Source organism: Stenotrophomonas sp. STEN018 (assembly GCF_056760235.1).
Map to the genome: position 1 here is coordinate 14,492 of NZ_JBRREK010000036.1, position 16,019 is coordinate 30,510.

Sequence of the window (16,019 nt, forward strand, 5' to 3'; positions counted from 1 at the left end):
TGACAACCCCGTCGCGCAAAGCGCATCGCCGATTCCGTGGCTGGCTGGCGCTTTTGGCGCTGGATCCAGCAGTGGCTTCGCGGCTTACGCCGCTCCTACAAAAAACAGGCGGCCCCTGCCGTCATCGGCGATGGCTAGAATCGATGCATGCGCGAAGCCCTCCAAGACCTGTGGACAACTCTGTCCAGCACTCCCTACGTCGCCCAGATCCTGGCCGTCGCCTACCTCAGTTATCTGCTGGTGCTGGCCTGCTACATCGTGCTGCAGAAACGCGAGCCGGTCGCCACGCTGAGCTGGATCCTGTCGCTGGCAGCGCTGCCGTATATCGGCCTGTTCGTGTTCTACCTGTTCGGGCCACAGAAGATCGTGCGCCAGCGCCTGCGCCGTGGCCGTTCGCGCGAGGGCATGAGCACCTATGACGCGGTGTGTCCGCCCGATGCCAACTGCACCGAGCTGGCGCGGGTGGGGCAGGCCACCACTGGCCTGTCACCAAGCACCGCCACCGATGTCGACTGGTTGCTGGATGGTGCGGCGACCTATGCCGCCATCATCGATGCCATTGGCAAGGCGCGCCGCCACGTCAATCTGGAGTACTACATCTTCGAACCAGACCACGCCGGCACCGCCATGCGCGACGCGCTGGTGGAACGCGCCCGTGCCGGCATCAAGGTGCGTTTGTTGCTGGATGCGGTGGGTTCATCGAAAGTCGGCAGGAAGTTCCTGCGACCGCTGCTCGAAGCCGGCGCCGACGTAGCCTGGTTCCATCCGCGCCAACTGCTCAAGCCGCTGAAGCGGCCATGGCTGAACATGCGCACCCACCGCAAGCTGGTGGTGGTCGATGGTGAGGTGGCTTTCACCGGCGGCATCAATGTCACCGACGAGGAAGACGACAGCCATAATCCAAATGCCTACCGCGACCTGCATATGCGCATCCGCGGGCAAGTTGTCCACAGCTTGCAGCTGGTGTTCCTGGAAGACTGGATATACGCCACCGAGCAGGGCCCGGAGCTGTTCCAGCGCGGCGATCTGTTCCCCGCCGATGTGCCCAGCCGCGCGCAGGGCAGCATCGATGCGCAGGTGCTGGTGTCCGGCCCGGATTCGGCCTGGGAGCCTATCCATCGCCTGCATGTAGCCGCCATCCAGGAAGCCAAGCGCCGGGTCTGGCTGGTGACGCCGTACTTCGTACCCGGTGAGGCGGCGCGCATGGCGCTGACTTCAGCCGCTCTCGGTGGCCTGGACGTGCGCCTGATGGTTCCGAAACAAAGCGATTCCCGGTTCGTAACCCTGGCCGCGCGCTCCTATTTCGATGAACTGCTGGAGGCCGGCGTGCGCATCTTCGAATACGGCCCGCGCATGCTGCACAGCAAGGCCTTCATCGCCGATGAGGACACCTGCATCGTCGGCACCGCCAACTTCGATCACCGCAGCTTCCGGCTCAATTTCGAGCTGTCGATGATGTACACCGACCACAAGCTCACCGGTGAACTGGAAGCCATCCTGCGGGCTGAATTCGACAGCGCCGAGGAGGTGCAGCTCGTCCGCGACCGCTCGCTATGGCGCAAGCGTCTGCCGGAAGCCTTCGCACGGCTGGCTTCACCGCTGCTATAGGGCAGGGGACCGCAGGCCAGCGTTCCGCAATGGTTTGATTCCGACCGCGGTGCCCTGAACAAAGTCCGCTTGTTTCGCTGAACCTACCGGTCGTCTGGTACAGCGGACAAACCCCTGCCCATGCATGGAATCAGCGCTGCCAGCGCCGTTACACTGCACGCCTCTGATAGGGAGATCGTCATGTACTGGCTGTTTCTATTGCTCGCGCTTGGGGCGTTCCTGCTCGCCTTCTCCACCACTCACAGCTGGCTGCTGGTGCTGGCCCTGTTGGCTGCGTTGGTGTTTCTGCTGCTGTGGGCAAAAGGCCTGTACGTGGCCCGCTTTGGCGGCGTGAACGCGGTTCCGCGCCCCCTGCATGCGGCTGAACTGCAGGCGCTACGCGCGCAGCTGCAGCCCAAGGCCGATCCCGCAGCGGCCGCTCCGATTGTGCAGGCACCCGCAAGTCCCTCAGCCGCTATCAGCGACCGCGAGCTGCCGCAGCCATGACCGCACTCAGCGTCAACGTCAACAAGATTGCGGTGCTGCGTAACTCGCGCGGCGGCAATGATCCGGATGTGGTGCGGGCGGCGATGACCTGCCTGCGCGCCGGCGCCCATGGCATCACCGTGCACCCGCGTCCCGACCAGCGCCACATCCGTGCTGCTGATGTGCTGCTGCTGTCTGCGCTCACCCAGCAGCATGGGGTGGAGTTCAATATCGAAGGCAATCCGTTCGCACCGGCGCGCGAGGGTTACCCCGGCCTGCTCGAGCTGTGCGAGCAGACCCGCCCGGCCCAGGCCACACTGGTACCCGATAGCGATGGCCAGCTCACCTCCGATCACGGTTTCGACTTCGGTCGTGATGGCGAGCGCCTGCGGCCGTTGATCGCCACACTGAAGTCTTATGGCTGCCGGGTCAGTCTGTTCGTGGATGCCGGCAATCCCGACATCGCCCAGGCCGCCGTGCTCGGTGCCGATCGCGTTGAGTTATACACAGGACCCTACGCCGAAGCGCACGCGGCGGGAGACCCGTGGCAGTCACTGGCGCTGTTTGCCGATGCGGCCCGCCGTGCGCAGGCGGCAGGCTTGGGCGTCAACGCCGGCCATGACCTGTCGCAGGCCAATCTGGCTGCCTTCCTGGCCCATGTCCCCAATGTGCTGGAAGTCTCCATCGGCCACGCCTTGATCAGCGAAGCCCTGTATACCGGGCTGGAAGCAAGCGTGACGGGCTATCTGGCAGCCATTGCCGAAGCTGAGAACCTGCAAGGTTAAAGCAGGGCGACGGCTCGCTCGCAAGCGCAGCGGCTGGCAGCACCCGCGCGCTGCTTATGGGCCAGCAAGCTGCACCGGCCCGTCTGGCGAAAGCGCCTGCAACGTGCCGAACCCTCTTTTGGAGGGGGAGATGAAATTACATCCACACACTTATCCACATACGTTTCCACAGCGTTTCGTAGGGATATGCCTGAACCGCTCAGCGTTGTGGATAAGCCATTTATCGTAGTTCGTCAGCAGCTCACGGCTTGCTTCGTTGAGCGCGGGCGCTTGCTGGCGGCGGACTTATCCACAGGCAGGGTCTGTATTTGAGCAGCTGCGATACGACGCGATGTAACGGCTTTCCCGGTTGGCGCGCGCCGCTGCTGGTTGCAGCAAGATCAATCCATCCGCACCGATTGCCGATTGCCGCGGCCAGTCCGATGGACTCGGGCCGGCCAATAAAATCGTTTAATTAGCCTTTTAATCGGCTCATTTCCGCCCATCTACCAGTAAATCACATCTTCCTGGCTGTGGCGAATCCGCGCTTGAATACAGTGGTGCCGCCGTCTTGGAGGACGTACTGGGCCGATGGATTCGCCCACGCAACTACCACCTGGCTCGTCTTGGTTGCGCGGCGTCGATATCAGTTGCAGCAGTTATCCACATAGCCCAATCAGGAGGGCAGGGCGGGCTCAGCTGAGCGGACAACCTGCCTTTCGTCTGAGATATCCCCAGTGCAAAGCCGGCCCTCGGCGCTGCCGCGGAGTCAAAGGCGAAAGGTTTCCACGTGAATCCGTCGACTTTAATCCACAGGCTGATCCTGGCCTTTCCTTAGGTTTTTCAATATTGCAAAGCTGTCCACAGGATGCTGTGGGTAAGTCACCGCTGTGGATGTGACTCCATTAACTTTCCGCTGCCAGAACTGGTTGGAGAACTGCGCTTGATTGCCTTGGGCGCTTGCCGGTGCCAAGCAAGAATACGCGCAGCGCTGGACGATAGATCCGTGAATTTCTGTTTCTGATCTGGAAAAAGCCTCCGGAAAAACAACTGCCCAGCCATTGCATCGGTCCAGATCTGCGCTCATCCCAACCCAGCGCCCCGCCCGTTTTGGCTGGCGCTGGCGCAAGGGCAAAGTCCGGGATAGAACCGATGGTTCGCAAGCTGCCCTCTCACCCCGTAAACGGCGCAGAGGAAAAAAAAGGAAAAAAAAACGCCCCCACAAGGAGGGCGTTTTCCAGTCGCGTCATGACTTGGTATTGCAGTATTGCTTACTGCACGAAGCCAATCTTCTTCATCTGAGCGTTCTTCGCCTGGGCCAGAATCTTGGCCATGACGTCGTACTCCGAATCCGGGCTTGCTTCGATGCGAAGTTCCGGCTGGTTGGTCGGATCCTTCTGTACTTCTTCTTCCATCTTCTGCTGCAGGTCGCCCACGTTCACCGGACTGTTGTTCCAGTAAACCTGGTTGCTGGCGTCGACGCGGAGGTCGATCGGCGGCGGCGGCTCACGCAGCTGCGGCGGCGGATTGATAACCCGCTGCGGCAGATCCACGGCGATCGGATACGTCATGATCGGCGCGGTAACGATGAAGATGATCAGCAGCACCAGCATCACGTCCACGAGGGGCGTGACGTTGATGTCGGCCATAGGGCCCCTGTTTCCACCACTACTGAATGCCATGTCTTATTGCCCCTGCTTGTCTTTGGTGGCAACGAAACCGACATCCAGCATGCCCTGACCCTGCGCGATCTTGGTGACCTCGTTGATCACCTTCATCTTGGTGGTTTTATCACCACGCAGATTCAACGGCGGCTGCGGCGTCTGCTGTGCAGCGGTCGCGAAACGTGACTCCAAGGTCTCCTTGGAGACCTCTTCGTCGTTCCAGTAGAGCTTGCCGTCTTCCTTGACCGCCACCGTAATCGGATTCTTGCGATCTGGCGCAGTATCCGGGTTCTGGATCAGGTTGGCTTCCGGCAACTCCACCTTGACCTTATGGGACATCAGGGGAGCCGTGATGATGAAGATGATCAGCAGCACCAACATCACGTCCACGAGGGGAGTGACGTTGATGTCGGCCATTGGGCCGCTGCTGTTACCACTACTGAAAGCCATAACGGGCTCCGTCTATATCGTTGCGAAGACTTACTTAAGCTGCCGGATTAGCGAACGCGCGAACCGGTGGCGAAGAAGTCGTGCAGATCGTGAGCGAAGGTGTCGAACTTGCTGACAGTCGCGCTGTTGATCTTGCTGAAGAAGTTGAAGGCGAACACGGCCGGGATAGCCACGAACAGACCGATGGCGGTCATGATCAGTGCTTCACCCACCGGGCCGGCAACGGCGTCGATCGAGGCCGAACCGGTTGCACCGATCTTGATCAGCGCGCCGTAGATGCCCCACACGGTACCCAGCAGACCCACGAACGGAGCGGTAGCACCGACGGTGGCCAGCAGGATCATGCCGCCCTGCAGCTTGTTGGATTCGCGGGTCACGGCCTGACGCAGGGCGCGGTCAACGAATTCCGAACGGCTCAGGGTTTCCGATGCACCAGCCTGCTGGTGGTGGGCAGCAGCCTGGGCTGCGTCCAGAGCGATCTTGGAGAACGGCTCCGAAGCCGGCTGCTCTTCCATGGCGCGGATGGCGTCCTGTGCGTTCGGGGCATCCCAGAACTGCGACGGCACGCGATCAGCAGCCGACTTCAGGCGAGCGGTGCGGAAGATGTTGATGACGGTCCAGTACCAGGACATGGCCGACATGATCACCAGGGTCAACAGAACAACCCAGGAGACGGCGAAGTCGCCCGGCTTGGTGGTCATTTCGTGGATCAGATGCTCGAAGCCCATCTGCGAGAGAGCGTTGTTTGCGTTGCCCCCGGCAGCAGCGGCGATGAAAATTTCCTGCAGCATGACGCTTACCTTTGTTGTGTGTGGTGTTAAAGGGTATAGCTAATGTTGACCTGACCTGGTGGCGGCTATCAAAGCCGCCCCATGGATCAGCTCAGCGCAAAGTTGACCGGGACGCGAACGCGACCAGCTGCCTTCGATCCACCGCTCTGGGCGGGGTTGAACTTCCACTTGCGCGCCGCTTCCATTGCAGCTCGGTCGAGGTCGCGGTTGCGGCTGGACTTCTCGACAGACACATTGGTGACGTTGCCGCTGGCATCGACATCAATGATCAGGATGACCTCGCCCTGGATACCGGCACGGAATGCAGCCGGCGGGTAACGCGGCGGGTTCATGGCCTTGGACGAGATGTCGACGCTGGCCTGGATATCAACCGGCGGTGACGGCGGAGCAGGCGGCGACGGCGGCGTGACCACGTCGGTCGGACGCGGTTCGGCCACGTCGATCGGCGGTGCTTCCGGCGGCGGCGGCGTTGCGGTGGCTTTCGGCGGCGCCAGGTTCTTGACCGGCGGCGGCGGGGTGTCCTGCGGCGGCGGCGGCGGCGGCGGCGGCGGCGGCGGTGGCGGCGGCGGAGCGTCGACCAACGTCACCATGACGTTGCGTTCCTTCTCCGCAGCTGCCTTGGGGGCAACGGCCGGAATCAGGAGCATCATCAAGGCTGCCAGATGCAGTGCGATTACAAATGCGATACCAGCGATACGAGGCCAGCTTAGACCTTTGTCGTTATCGCTGTCGTCGTACCTGTGGTGGAAGACCAGTTGTTCCGTCATGCGCCAAGAACTCTTTAGTGGGGTCGGGGTGGTGGTGTGAAGCCACCCCTGATTCAGCGGTGCATGACACCGCAGGAACCTCCAAGCTTATACCAATCCTGACCAGCTGCGCATCAAAAATGCAGCCGTTCAGGCGTTATTCCTGCTTACTTCAGGTTGATGATTTTGTTTGCATCGGCGGGGGTTTTGATGCCCTTTGCCAATGCGTCACGCGCGGCCTGCTTTGCTTCGGGGATACGACCTTCCGCATGCAAAACACGGGCCAGATTCAGGTACGTTTCACCGTCCTTGGACAGCGGGGCCGCGTTCTTCCAGGCTTCAATGGCCTGCGGCACCTGCTCGGTGTAGTAGTACGACTGCGCCAGCGCCAGATAGGTCTGGTAGTCCGGCTTGAGAATACCCTTGGAGATACCCTCGTTGATCACCGCAATGACATCCCGTTCTTTGTTGTCGGTGTTGGCGTAGATCGAATACAGCTGCTTGTATTCGCGCTCTTCGGTGAGCTGTCCGGCCGTGCGCAGCTTGTCCATCACTGCGGCAGCCTTGTCCATCTGGTCGGCCTGCATGTACATGCTGGCCAGGTTGAGCTGGGCTTTCTTGTCGGCCGGGTTCTTGGCCGCCAGCGCTTCGGCTTCCTTGACGGCCTCACCGGTCTGGCCGGCTTCAGCGTAGGACGCCATCAACAGCTGGTTCCAGTTGTCCTTCGGCTCGGGCGAGGCGGCAATGGCCGCCTTCAGCACCGGAATCGCCTCGGCGTACTTTTCAGTCTGGTACAAGGCCTGACCCTTGATGATCAGCTCTTCCGGCTTATGCGACTTGGACTCGGCGAAGTACTTGTCCAGGTTGGCCAGGCCTTCCGCGTACTGCTCGTCCTGCAGCTGCAGCTGGGCCAGCATCAACATCGCCTGGAAGTGGCCGTTGTTGTCCAGCTGGTTCAGCGCGATGGCCTGCTGCAGGTACTGCTTGGCAGCAGCGTTGTCGTCAAGGTTGTAAGCACCCTGCGAGGCCAGCTGGTTGGCGACCGCCTTGTCGTAGTCGTTGGCATCCGGCGAAGCGAGGATTTCATCGGCCAGCGTGCGGGTTTCAGCGAATTCCTGCTTGTTGTAGGCCGCGAACAGCTTGTTGAGCTTGCTGCCCATCTTCGAGGAGGCCTTGCCCTTGGGATCGACACGGGTGGCTTCCGGGTACAGCACTTCAGCCTTCGCGCTTTCCTTGTTGCCACGACGCTCGGACGAGCGCGACTGCGCTGCCGCATCGGCGACGACAACACCGCCCAATGCAGTGGCGATGAGGATGGAGAGCACGGCGTGCTTTTGGCTGCGGAAGATCATGTTTCACCTCGAAGGGGCCGCCGTGGCGGTAGAAATTCAAACTATCGGAACGGAACCGAGCACACAAACGTATCAGAAATTATTTGACGGAGAAATCACTTCTGATGGTGTACTGCAGCATTTTCCTACAACTAACCACAGCGCGGGACTACACCAGAACGCCTGGCCTGCTGATATACAGGCTCCAGCGCAGGCGTGTCACGTTGCAATTCACGGATACGATTGGCCGGGTCTGGATGGGTGGAAAGCCATTGTGGAGAGCGATTTCCGCTGGCAGCCATCATGTTCTGCCATAGATTCACCGCTTGTGAGGGGTCAAACCCGGCCTGTGCCATCAGACGTTGCCCCACCACGTCAGCCTCACTTTCCTGGGTGCGCGAGCCGGGTAGCAGGATCAGGCCCTGGGCCCCCATTCCGCCGAACTGATTGACTGCGCTGGCAGCGGTATCGCCGTAGGCTGCGCCGGCCAGCGCGCCCAGAATGCCAAGCCCCACCTGCGTGCCCTGTTGGCGGGTCAGCCGCTCTTCGTGATGGCGCGAGATCACGTGACCAATCTCATGGCCGATCACCGCGGCGAGCTGATCCTGATTCTTGGCCACGGTGAAGATGCCGGTATTCACACCGACTTTGCCGCCGGGCAGGGCGAAGGCGTTGGGTTCCTTGTCGACGAATACAGCGGTTTCCCACCGTACGCCATGGTATTGCTGCGGCAGCTGCGCCACCAAGGCATTGACCACGCATTGCACGTAGGCGTTCTGCTTGGCGTCGCGATTCAGGGTCTGCTTGGCCTTGGTTTCCGCAAAGGCCTGCGCGCCGAGTTGATCCAGCTGCTGCTGCGAAACGCCGCCGATTACCTGACGCCGCCCGGTTGGAGAGGTTGTGGTGGCACATGCGCTGAGCAACAGCGCGGCAACAACGGCTAGTCCGACAACTTTCATCCGGGATCCCCCTCGTTCACATCTGCAGTGTGCGAGTGTCTTGCTTAATTTTTCGTCAATCGCTGGCAGCTTTATTGCGCGCCGAACAGCACCATCGCGGCCAAGGCAACCGCATTGTTCAGAGCATGCGCAATTACCGCCGCCCACAACGTTCCTGTCTTGCGATAAACCCAAGCAAAAGCCGCGCCCATGCCACCGTAAATCAACCACAGCTGCAGCATCGCCGGGAAGCTGTTGGGACTGGTGCCAGGAATCTCATGCACCAGGGCAAACGCCATGCTGCTGAGTACGATGCCCAGCAAGGGACGGTTGGCGGCCCACAGGCGTCCGAACAGCACGCGACGGAACAATAATTCTTCGTAGGCCGGTGCCAGCACTACCGCGAAAACGATCAGAAACAATGGGTATTGCGCCCACGCCTGCTGCATCAGCAGCAGGTTGGTTGGCACCGGCTCCACACCCATCTGCTTGGCAATCCAGCCAATAGCGCTGCTACCCAGAAAAACACCGGTTGCGACGACTGCGATCCATCCCCAGGTCGACGCACGGCGTATGGCCTGATGCGACTGTGCACGTTCGGCTGGACTGGCGCGCCGGCGCAGGAAGTACAGCAGCAGCGCAGCGCCGCCGGTGGACACCAGCGCAATCAGCATCTGCGCCAAGGCACCTGGCGCACCCAATGCGGTCGCCAGCTCTGCCGCGGCCGGGGTGGCGCCGTCGCGCGCAGCCTGCATGCCAACCTCAACGCCGCGCCATAGAGCCCAGGCCAAGCCGCCCAGCACACTCAGGAACAGCAGCGTGGCGATGCCGATCAGCAGATCCAGGGCAAAGCCGAGCACCGGCGAAGCTGGTTTGGGCATGGAAGGGGAAGACGGGGAGAGCGGTACGTCGGGAAGGGTGGACATCGCGGACCTGGGCCGTGGTTCGGATAGAAAGTGGGCGCCGTTGCCGGCGCCCACATTAGCGGTTGCGCTGGATCAGATATCCAGGTTGGTTACCTTCAGCGCATTGCTCTCGATGAAGTCACGACGCGGTTCCACCACGTCACCCATCAAGGTGCTGAAGATCTGATCGGCTTCCACCGCGTCTTCGATGCGGACCTGCAGCAAACGACGGGTGTCCGGATTGACCGTGGTATCCCACAGCTGTTCCGGGTTCATTTCACCCAGGCCCTTGAAGCGCTGGATCATGCGGCCCTTCTTGGCCTCTTCCATCAACCAGGCCTGGGCCTGTGCAAAACCGGTGATCTCGGAAGATTTGTTGCCGCGGTTGATGGTGGCGCCTTCGCGCACCAGCCCGTGCAACAACTGCGAGGCCAAGTGCAGCTGACGCAGCTCGCCGGATTCAAATGCAGACAGCGGCAACACCTGGATGTGTTCCTCGCCCATATGCCGGCGGGTGACCAGCACAGCAGCCGGACGCGTTTCGTTAGGCTCCTGCAGGGTCAACGTGAAACGCGGCGTGCCCAGGCTGCCCTGGTTCAAACGCTTGGCCAATGCATCCAGCCCTTCGTTCTCGCCAGCGCTGCGCAGGTGCTCCAGGTCCATTGGAGTGAAATCAACCAGCGCTTCCAGCAGGCTGCGGTCGTAGCGGTGCGCGTTGCGGTTGATGGTTTCCTGCGCCGCGGCGTAGGTCATCAATAGCTTTTCCAGCGCCACGCCGTCGATCGGAGGTTCGCCAGCGGCCGGAATCAGCGCAGCGTTTTCGACTGCGTTGTTGGCCAGATAAGCATCCAACGCCGGGTCATCCTTCAGGTACAACTCGGTCTTGCCCTGCTTGATCTTGTACAGCGGCGGCAGGCCGATATACACGTAACCGCGCTCGATCAATTCCGGCATCTGACGGTAGAAGAACGTCAACAGCAGCGTACGGATATGCGCGCCGTCGACGTCGGCGTCGGTCATGATGATGATCTTGTGGTAACGCAGCTTGTCCGGGTTGTACTCGTCACGGCCAATGCCGGTGCCCAGTGCGGTGATCAGCGTGCCGACCTGATCTGACGCCAACATGCGGTCAAAACGCGCACGTTCCACGTTGAGGATCTTGCCGCGCAGCGGCAGCACCGCCTGGTTTTTACGGTTGCGGCCCTGCTTGGCCGAGCCACCTGCCGAGTCACCCTCGACGATGAACAGTTCGGACAGCGCCGGATCTTTTTCCTGGCAATCGGCCAGCTTGCCTGGCAGGCCGGCGATATCCAGCGCGCCCTTGCGGCGGGTCAGATCGCGCGCCTTGCGCGCGGCTTCGCGGGCACGGGCTGCATCGACGATCTTGCCGGCAATGGCCTTGGCTTCGTTCGGGTTTTCCTGCAGGAACTCTTCGAGCTTGGCGCCGAAGGTGCTTTCCACCGCCGGCTTGACGTCGGAGCTGACCAGCTTTTCCTTGGTCTGGCTGGAGAAGCTCGGGTCCGGCACCTTCACCGACAACACCGCGATCATGCCTTCACGCATGTCATCGCCGGTGAAGCTGATCTTGGCTTGTTTGGCGATGCCGCTCTGCTCGATGTAGTTGTTGAGCGTGCGGGTCAGCGCGGCGCGGAAGCCGGCAAGGTGGGTACCGCCGTCCTTCTGCGGAATATTGTTGGTGAAGCAGTACATCGTTTCCTGGTAGGAATCGGTCCACTGCAACGCAACTTCGACCACGATGCCATTGGCTTCGCCGGTTACCGCGATCACGTTCGGATGCAGCGGCGTCTTCACCTGCGCCAGATGTTCCACGAAGCTCTTGATGCCGCCTTCGTAGCGGTAGTCGTCGCGACGGCCTTCGCCGCGCTCGTCCACCAGGGTGATGTTGACGCCGGAGTTCAGGAACGACAACTCGCGCAGACGACGGGCCAGAATTTCGTAATGGAATTCGACGTTGTCGTGGAACGCCGTGACCGACGGCCAGAAGCGCAGCACGGTACCGCGGCGATCGCTGGTTTCCATCTGCTTCAGCGGAGTTACCGCAGCACCGTCAGCGTATTCCTGCTGGTAGTGGAAACCGCCCTGGTAGATATCCAGCAACAGCTTCTGCGACAGCGCGTTGACCACACTGACGCCGACGCCGTGCAGGCCGCCAGAAACCTTGTAGCTGTTGTCGTCGAACTTGCCGCCGGCATGCAGGACCGTCATCACCACTTCGGCAGCGGAGACTTCGCGATCGAGCTTCTGGCTCATCTGCGCATGCTTGCCGACCGGGATACCACGGCCGTTATCGGCCACCGATACCGAGCCATCAGCATGGATGGTGACCAGCACATTGTCGGCGTGACCGGCGAGGGCCTCGTCGATGGAGTTGTCGACAACCTCGAACACCATGTGGTGCAGGCCAGTGCCGTCATGGACGTCGCCGATGTACATACCGGGACGCTTGCGAACAGCCTCCAAGCCTTCCAATGCGGTGATGCTGTTGGCGTCGTAATTGCCGTTGTTGACCGGGGTGTTCTGTTCTTCGCTCATTGCGCTTGCCGTAGGCTCCGCAGGTCATGCGCCGTTCCGTGGAACGGGCATGAGAGATAGGGGATGACGTTCCGATTATACCTGCCGGGGGGATTTCCGCCCTGAAGGCTCAACGTACGGCATTGATGGTGCCATGTTCCACGTGGAACATGGCCGCCGGACTCAGTTCGGCTTCCAGCGCAGCCGGTGTTTCCGTTGCCGTAATGAAAATCTGCGCAGGCGTTGCCGCGAGGTACTGCAGAACACGTTGCTGATGATTGCGGTCCAGCTCCGAGCCCAGGTCATCCAAGGCGATTACCGGCCATTCCCCGCGTTGGCTGGCGTAATCATCGGCCTGCCCCAACAAGCAGGCCAGGGCGGTGAGCTTGGCCTGCCCGCGGGATAGCGCATCACGGCCGGGAATCTGCGTGAAACCAACACTCCAATCGGCCCGATGCGGGCCTACCGAGGTGTAGCCGGCGCTACGGTCGCGCTCGCGGGCCAGCAACAAGGCATCGCCCAGCGACATTTCATGCCGGCGCCAACCCGGCTGCAGTTCCAGGGTACTCAATTGCAGGCCAGGAGCCAGATCTGCAGCGATTGCGACCGCCCGATCCTGCAGCCGCTCCAGATAGTGCTGGCGGCGAGAGGTGAGCGGAGTACCAGCTTCGGCCAGCTCCCAATCCCAGGCATCCAGCTGCTTGCCGGGGGCGCCCATCTTCAACAGTGCATTGCGCTGCTTCAAGGCCCGCGTATAGCGACGCCACAGGGGAAGAAAGTCAGGTTCCACGTGGAACAATCCCCAATCGATGAAGCGTCGACGAGGTTCGCTGCCGCCGCTGATCAAGGCATGGCTACCCGGCTCAAAGGTCACTACGGCCAGGGCGGCACAAAGATTGCCCAGTTGGGCGACATCTTCCCCGTCCAAACGGCCTTTCCAGGCCTGTCCGCTGTGTCGCAGACCTGCCCGGCGCGTTGAAACGCCCAGTTCTGCGTCGCTGCGCTCCTGCCATTCGACAAAAACGTCCAGATTTTCAGCGCCTTTCTGCACCAGGCCGTCGCGAACGCGGCCACGGAAGCTGCGTCCATAGGCCATCAGGTGCAGGGCTTCGAGCACGCTGGTCTTGCCCGCGCCATTGGCGCCGGTAATCAGGTTAATCCCGGGACGGGGAGCCAGTTCCACCGAATCGAACCGACGCACGCGGTTCAAGGCAACACGGACGATATGCATTGACGCTCAAAAGAAAGCACGACGCCAGCACGGGGGCCGTGGCTGGCCATGCGCAGCTTAAAGCATCCGCCTGATTTGAGCAGGCTAAGTTGGCGCATTGGTCTAGCGTCGATTGGTGTCACGTGGAACAAGGCAGGATTTCTTCAAATCTGAATAGTGCTGTGGGCACCAGCCCTGCAGATTTCACGAAAACACGCTGTTTTTTGGGCCATGTATAGGTCCGGGTACAAACCCTGTGTATAAGTGGGGCAATCTGTGGATAAGATTGACCTTAAGAGCCCGCCTCGACCTTATCCACAGATATCCACAGGCTTGAAGCCCTGTTTTACAGGGGGTTTCAAGGCCAATAAGGATATCTAAAACAATCACTTAAGGTAGTTTTACATAAAATCTGCTCCTACCATCACCACCAAGCTTTGGATTTATTCTCAGATTTAAAGCATAGAGCTGAGAAAACCGGCAAGCAGGAAGCGCGAAAATCCAGAGCTGTGAATCTTTGAATTCTGGATGCTGGGATCCAGCTGCAGCTTTCAGATTTCAAGAAATTCGAGGCCGATCCGAGGCGGTTGCCGGTTCCGCCTCGACAGCCCTTGGGAGCGGCTCCGGAATGGGGGCTGATTTCTTGAATTCTGAGAAATCGGGCAGGGTCCCAGCTCCCGGATCTCGCCGATTTGACTGCTCGCCTAGCTCTGCCGATCGTGCACGACGCTCTGAAACACGGAGAACGTCGAACTGCTGATCTTTGGTCTCGTTAGCCAACACGAAGAATCAGTGGAACCATGCTCGGACATGGACGCTGATGCAGCCGGGCAGGGAAGAGGTTCTTTGGATCAAAGGCTTCCTGTAAGCGCTGAAGCGATCGGATCAGACAGGAAATTCAGTGCAAGCATCTCGATGTGCTTCGAAGGCAATGGCGAGGCCGATCGGCATGAACTCGAGCCAGATCCCTGGGCTCTGCTGTCGGAATGGTTGCCGGCCACGGTAGTTGGAGGAAATCTCGAGATTCACATCGCTCGGAGATCTGCCACTACTTCGCAACTGCACTGCGGGAATCTGCTGGATAGGGCTACGAAACATCCAGAAATCAGTGAATTCCATGGTTTCGTCTTGGCTGTTCCACGTGGAACCTCAGCCAGAATCCAAGCCACAAAAAAGCCCGGCATCAAGCCGGGCTTCTTCGTGTTCCACGTGGAACCTGCTGGTCAGAGACGCAGCGGCATCACCACGTGACGCGACTTCTCGCTGCTGGCTTCACGCACCAGTGCCGAGGAGTTGGAATCACGCAGCTGGATCACAACGTGCTCATCGCGCAGTGCCGATAGGGCATCGAGCAGGTAGTTCACGTTGAAGCCGATGGCCAGATCGCTGACCACGGTGTCGGCTTCGATTTCTTCCTGGGCTTCTTCCTGCTCCGGGTTGTGCGCGCTGATCTTCAGCTGGCCCGGGGTCACTTCAACGCGAACGCCGCGGTACTTCTCGTTGGAGAGAATTGCCGCACGCTGCAGCGAAGCACGCAGGGTTTCGCGCTCAACCTTCACTTCGCGGTCGGCGCCGATCGGAATCACTGCCTCGTAATCCGGGAAACGGCCGTCGATCAGCTTCGAGGTGAAGGTGACATCGTCGCGCTTCATGCGCACATGGCTGCGCCCGACTTCCAGTTCAACCTCACGCTCGCCGCCTTCCAGCAGACGCTGCAATTCGGTCACGCCCTTGCGCGGCACGATGATCTGACGCTTGGCACCGTTATCGTTTTCCAGTGCGGTTTCGCACAGGGCCAGGCGGTGACCGTCGGTTGCGACGCAGCGCAGGATGCTGTCGCGCAGATCGAACAGCAGGCCGTTGAGGTAATAGCGCACGTCCTGCTGCGCCATTGCGAACGCAGTGCGCTCGATCAGTTCCTTCAACGCGGCTTCCGGTACGACAACGCGCTCGGTGGCTTCAACTTCGTCAACCGACGGGAAGTCGTTCGCTGGCAGGGTCGCCAGGGTGAAACGGCTGCGTCCGGCCTGGACGGTGATCTTGTCGCCCGTCTGCGAAACCGTGATGCGGCTGCCATCGGGCAGGGCACGGATGATTTCGAACAACTTACGCGCCGGGATCGTGGTTTCGCCGTCCTGGGCATCTTCGACCGCGATGCGGGAGACCATTTCCACTTCCAGATCGGTGCCGGTCAGCGAAAGCTGGCCGCCCTGAACCTGGACGAGGAAATTGGCCAGAACCGGCAGGGTCTGACGGCGTTCAACCACGTTGACGACTTGGGCCAACGGCTTGAGAAAGGCTTCGCGCTGCAGTGTGAAACGCATGTGGTTTCGTGCCCCTATGCTTTTAAAAGATGTGGATTAAATCAAAAGCTTGGTGGTGCTGGTAGAGCCAGATTTGGCTTAAAACACACCTAAGTGTTTGTTTTTAAATAGTTTATTGAAGCTGAAACCCATGTATTACTGACGCTGAGCAGGTGGGTGAACCTGTGGATAATTTTGACGCGGATTTGCCGACCAATTTTATCCACAACTTCTCCCAAGCCTGCCCCCGAATCATGCACCGTTTTGTGCGATGACGCCGCAGTGGCGTCGGTGCATCATTCGCTCCACTTA

At 60.4% G+C, this 16,019-nt stretch carries 14 protein-coding genes; 4 read left to right on the forward strand and 10 right to left on the reverse strand.

The window, feature by feature from the left end; translation table 11 throughout:
- Positions 1-147 precede the first annotated feature (147 nt).
- From cls to ACVOMB_RS14245, 3 genes are all read left to right on the forward strand, one after another.
- Positions 148-1,608 carry a cardiolipin synthase gene (cls, locus tag ACVOMB_RS14235; RefSeq protein WP_481531782.1) on the forward strand — a complete coding sequence of 487 codons (1,461 nt, stop codon included), beginning with the start codon at positions 148-150 and terminating at the stop codon, positions 1,606-1,608.
- 180 nt (positions 1,609-1,788) lie between these two features.
- Complete coding sequence (locus tag ACVOMB_RS14240) at positions 1,789-2,094, forward strand: hypothetical protein (protein ID WP_481531783.1); 306 nt, start codon at positions 1,789-1,791, stop codon at positions 2,092-2,094.
- Positions 2,091-2,858, forward strand: coding sequence for a pyridoxine 5'-phosphate synthase (locus tag ACVOMB_RS14245; protein WP_481531784.1), 768 nt, complete (start codon positions 2,091-2,093; stop codon positions 2,856-2,858). Before ACVOMB_RS14240 ends, ACVOMB_RS14245 begins: the two co-directional genes overlap by 4 nt.
- A gap of 1,250 nt (positions 2,859-4,108) precedes the next feature.
- Here the strand turns inward: ACVOMB_RS14245 and ACVOMB_RS14250 are convergent.
- From ACVOMB_RS14250 to recF, 9 genes are all read right to left on the reverse strand, one after another.
- Entirely contained in the window at positions 4,109-4,519 is a 411-nt protein-coding gene (locus tag ACVOMB_RS14250; protein WP_282268368.1) for an ExbD/TolR family protein, read from the reverse strand.
- 3 nt (positions 4,520-4,522) lie between these two features.
- A complete protein-coding gene (locus ACVOMB_RS14255) occupies positions 4,523-4,951 on the reverse strand; it encodes an ExbD/TolR family protein (protein WP_057629873.1) in 429 nt (142 codons plus the stop codon).
- A gap of 47 nt (positions 4,952-4,998) precedes the next feature.
- On the reverse strand, positions 4,999-5,742 hold the full coding sequence (gene exbB, locus ACVOMB_RS14260) for a TonB-system energizer ExbB (RefSeq protein ID WP_057629874.1): 744 nt from the start codon (positions 5,740-5,742) through the stop codon (positions 4,999-5,001).
- 86 nt (positions 5,743-5,828) lie between these two features.
- Positions 5,829-6,509, reverse strand: a complete 681-nt coding sequence (locus tag ACVOMB_RS14265; RefSeq protein WP_481531785.1) for an energy transducer TonB — start codon at positions 6,507-6,509, stop codon at positions 5,829-5,831.
- 146 nt (positions 6,510-6,655) lie between these two features.
- Entirely contained in the window at positions 6,656-7,840 is a 1,185-nt protein-coding gene (locus ACVOMB_RS14270; protein ID WP_481531786.1) for a tetratricopeptide repeat protein, read from the reverse strand.
- A 131-nt stretch (positions 7,841-7,971) separates the two neighbouring features.
- Positions 7,972-8,778, reverse strand: a complete 807-nt coding sequence (locus ACVOMB_RS14275; protein ID WP_481531787.1) for a M48 family metallopeptidase — start codon at positions 8,776-8,778, stop codon at positions 7,972-7,974.
- A 71-nt stretch (positions 8,779-8,849) separates the two neighbouring features.
- Complete coding sequence (locus ACVOMB_RS14280; RefSeq protein WP_481531788.1) at positions 8,850-9,683, reverse strand: CPBP family intramembrane glutamic endopeptidase; 834 nt, start codon at positions 9,681-9,683, stop codon at positions 8,850-8,852.
- A 72-nt stretch (positions 9,684-9,755) separates the two neighbouring features.
- On the reverse strand, positions 9,756-12,215 hold the full coding sequence (gene gyrB, locus ACVOMB_RS14285) for a DNA topoisomerase (ATP-hydrolyzing) subunit B (protein ID WP_481531789.1): 2,460 nt from the start codon (positions 12,213-12,215) through the stop codon (positions 9,756-9,758).
- A 109-nt stretch (positions 12,216-12,324) separates the two neighbouring features.
- Positions 12,325-13,425, reverse strand: a complete 1,101-nt coding sequence (recF, locus tag ACVOMB_RS14290; RefSeq protein ID WP_481531790.1) for a DNA replication/repair protein RecF — start codon at positions 13,423-13,425, stop codon at positions 12,325-12,327.
- Positions 13,426-14,214: 789 nt separating this feature from the next.
- Here recF and ACVOMB_RS14295 point away from each other — a divergent pair.
- On the forward strand, positions 14,215-14,655 hold the full coding sequence (locus ACVOMB_RS14295; protein ID WP_481531791.1) for a hypothetical protein: 441 nt from the start codon (positions 14,215-14,217) through the stop codon (positions 14,653-14,655).
- On the opposite strand, the gene dnaN is transcribed toward ACVOMB_RS14295, so the two are convergent.
- Complete coding sequence (gene dnaN, locus ACVOMB_RS14300; protein WP_057629944.1) at positions 14,628-15,728, reverse strand: DNA polymerase III subunit beta; 1,101 nt, start codon at positions 15,726-15,728, stop codon at positions 14,628-14,630. The genes ACVOMB_RS14295 and dnaN overlap by 28 nt on opposite strands.
- Positions 15,729-16,019 lie beyond the last annotated feature (291 nt).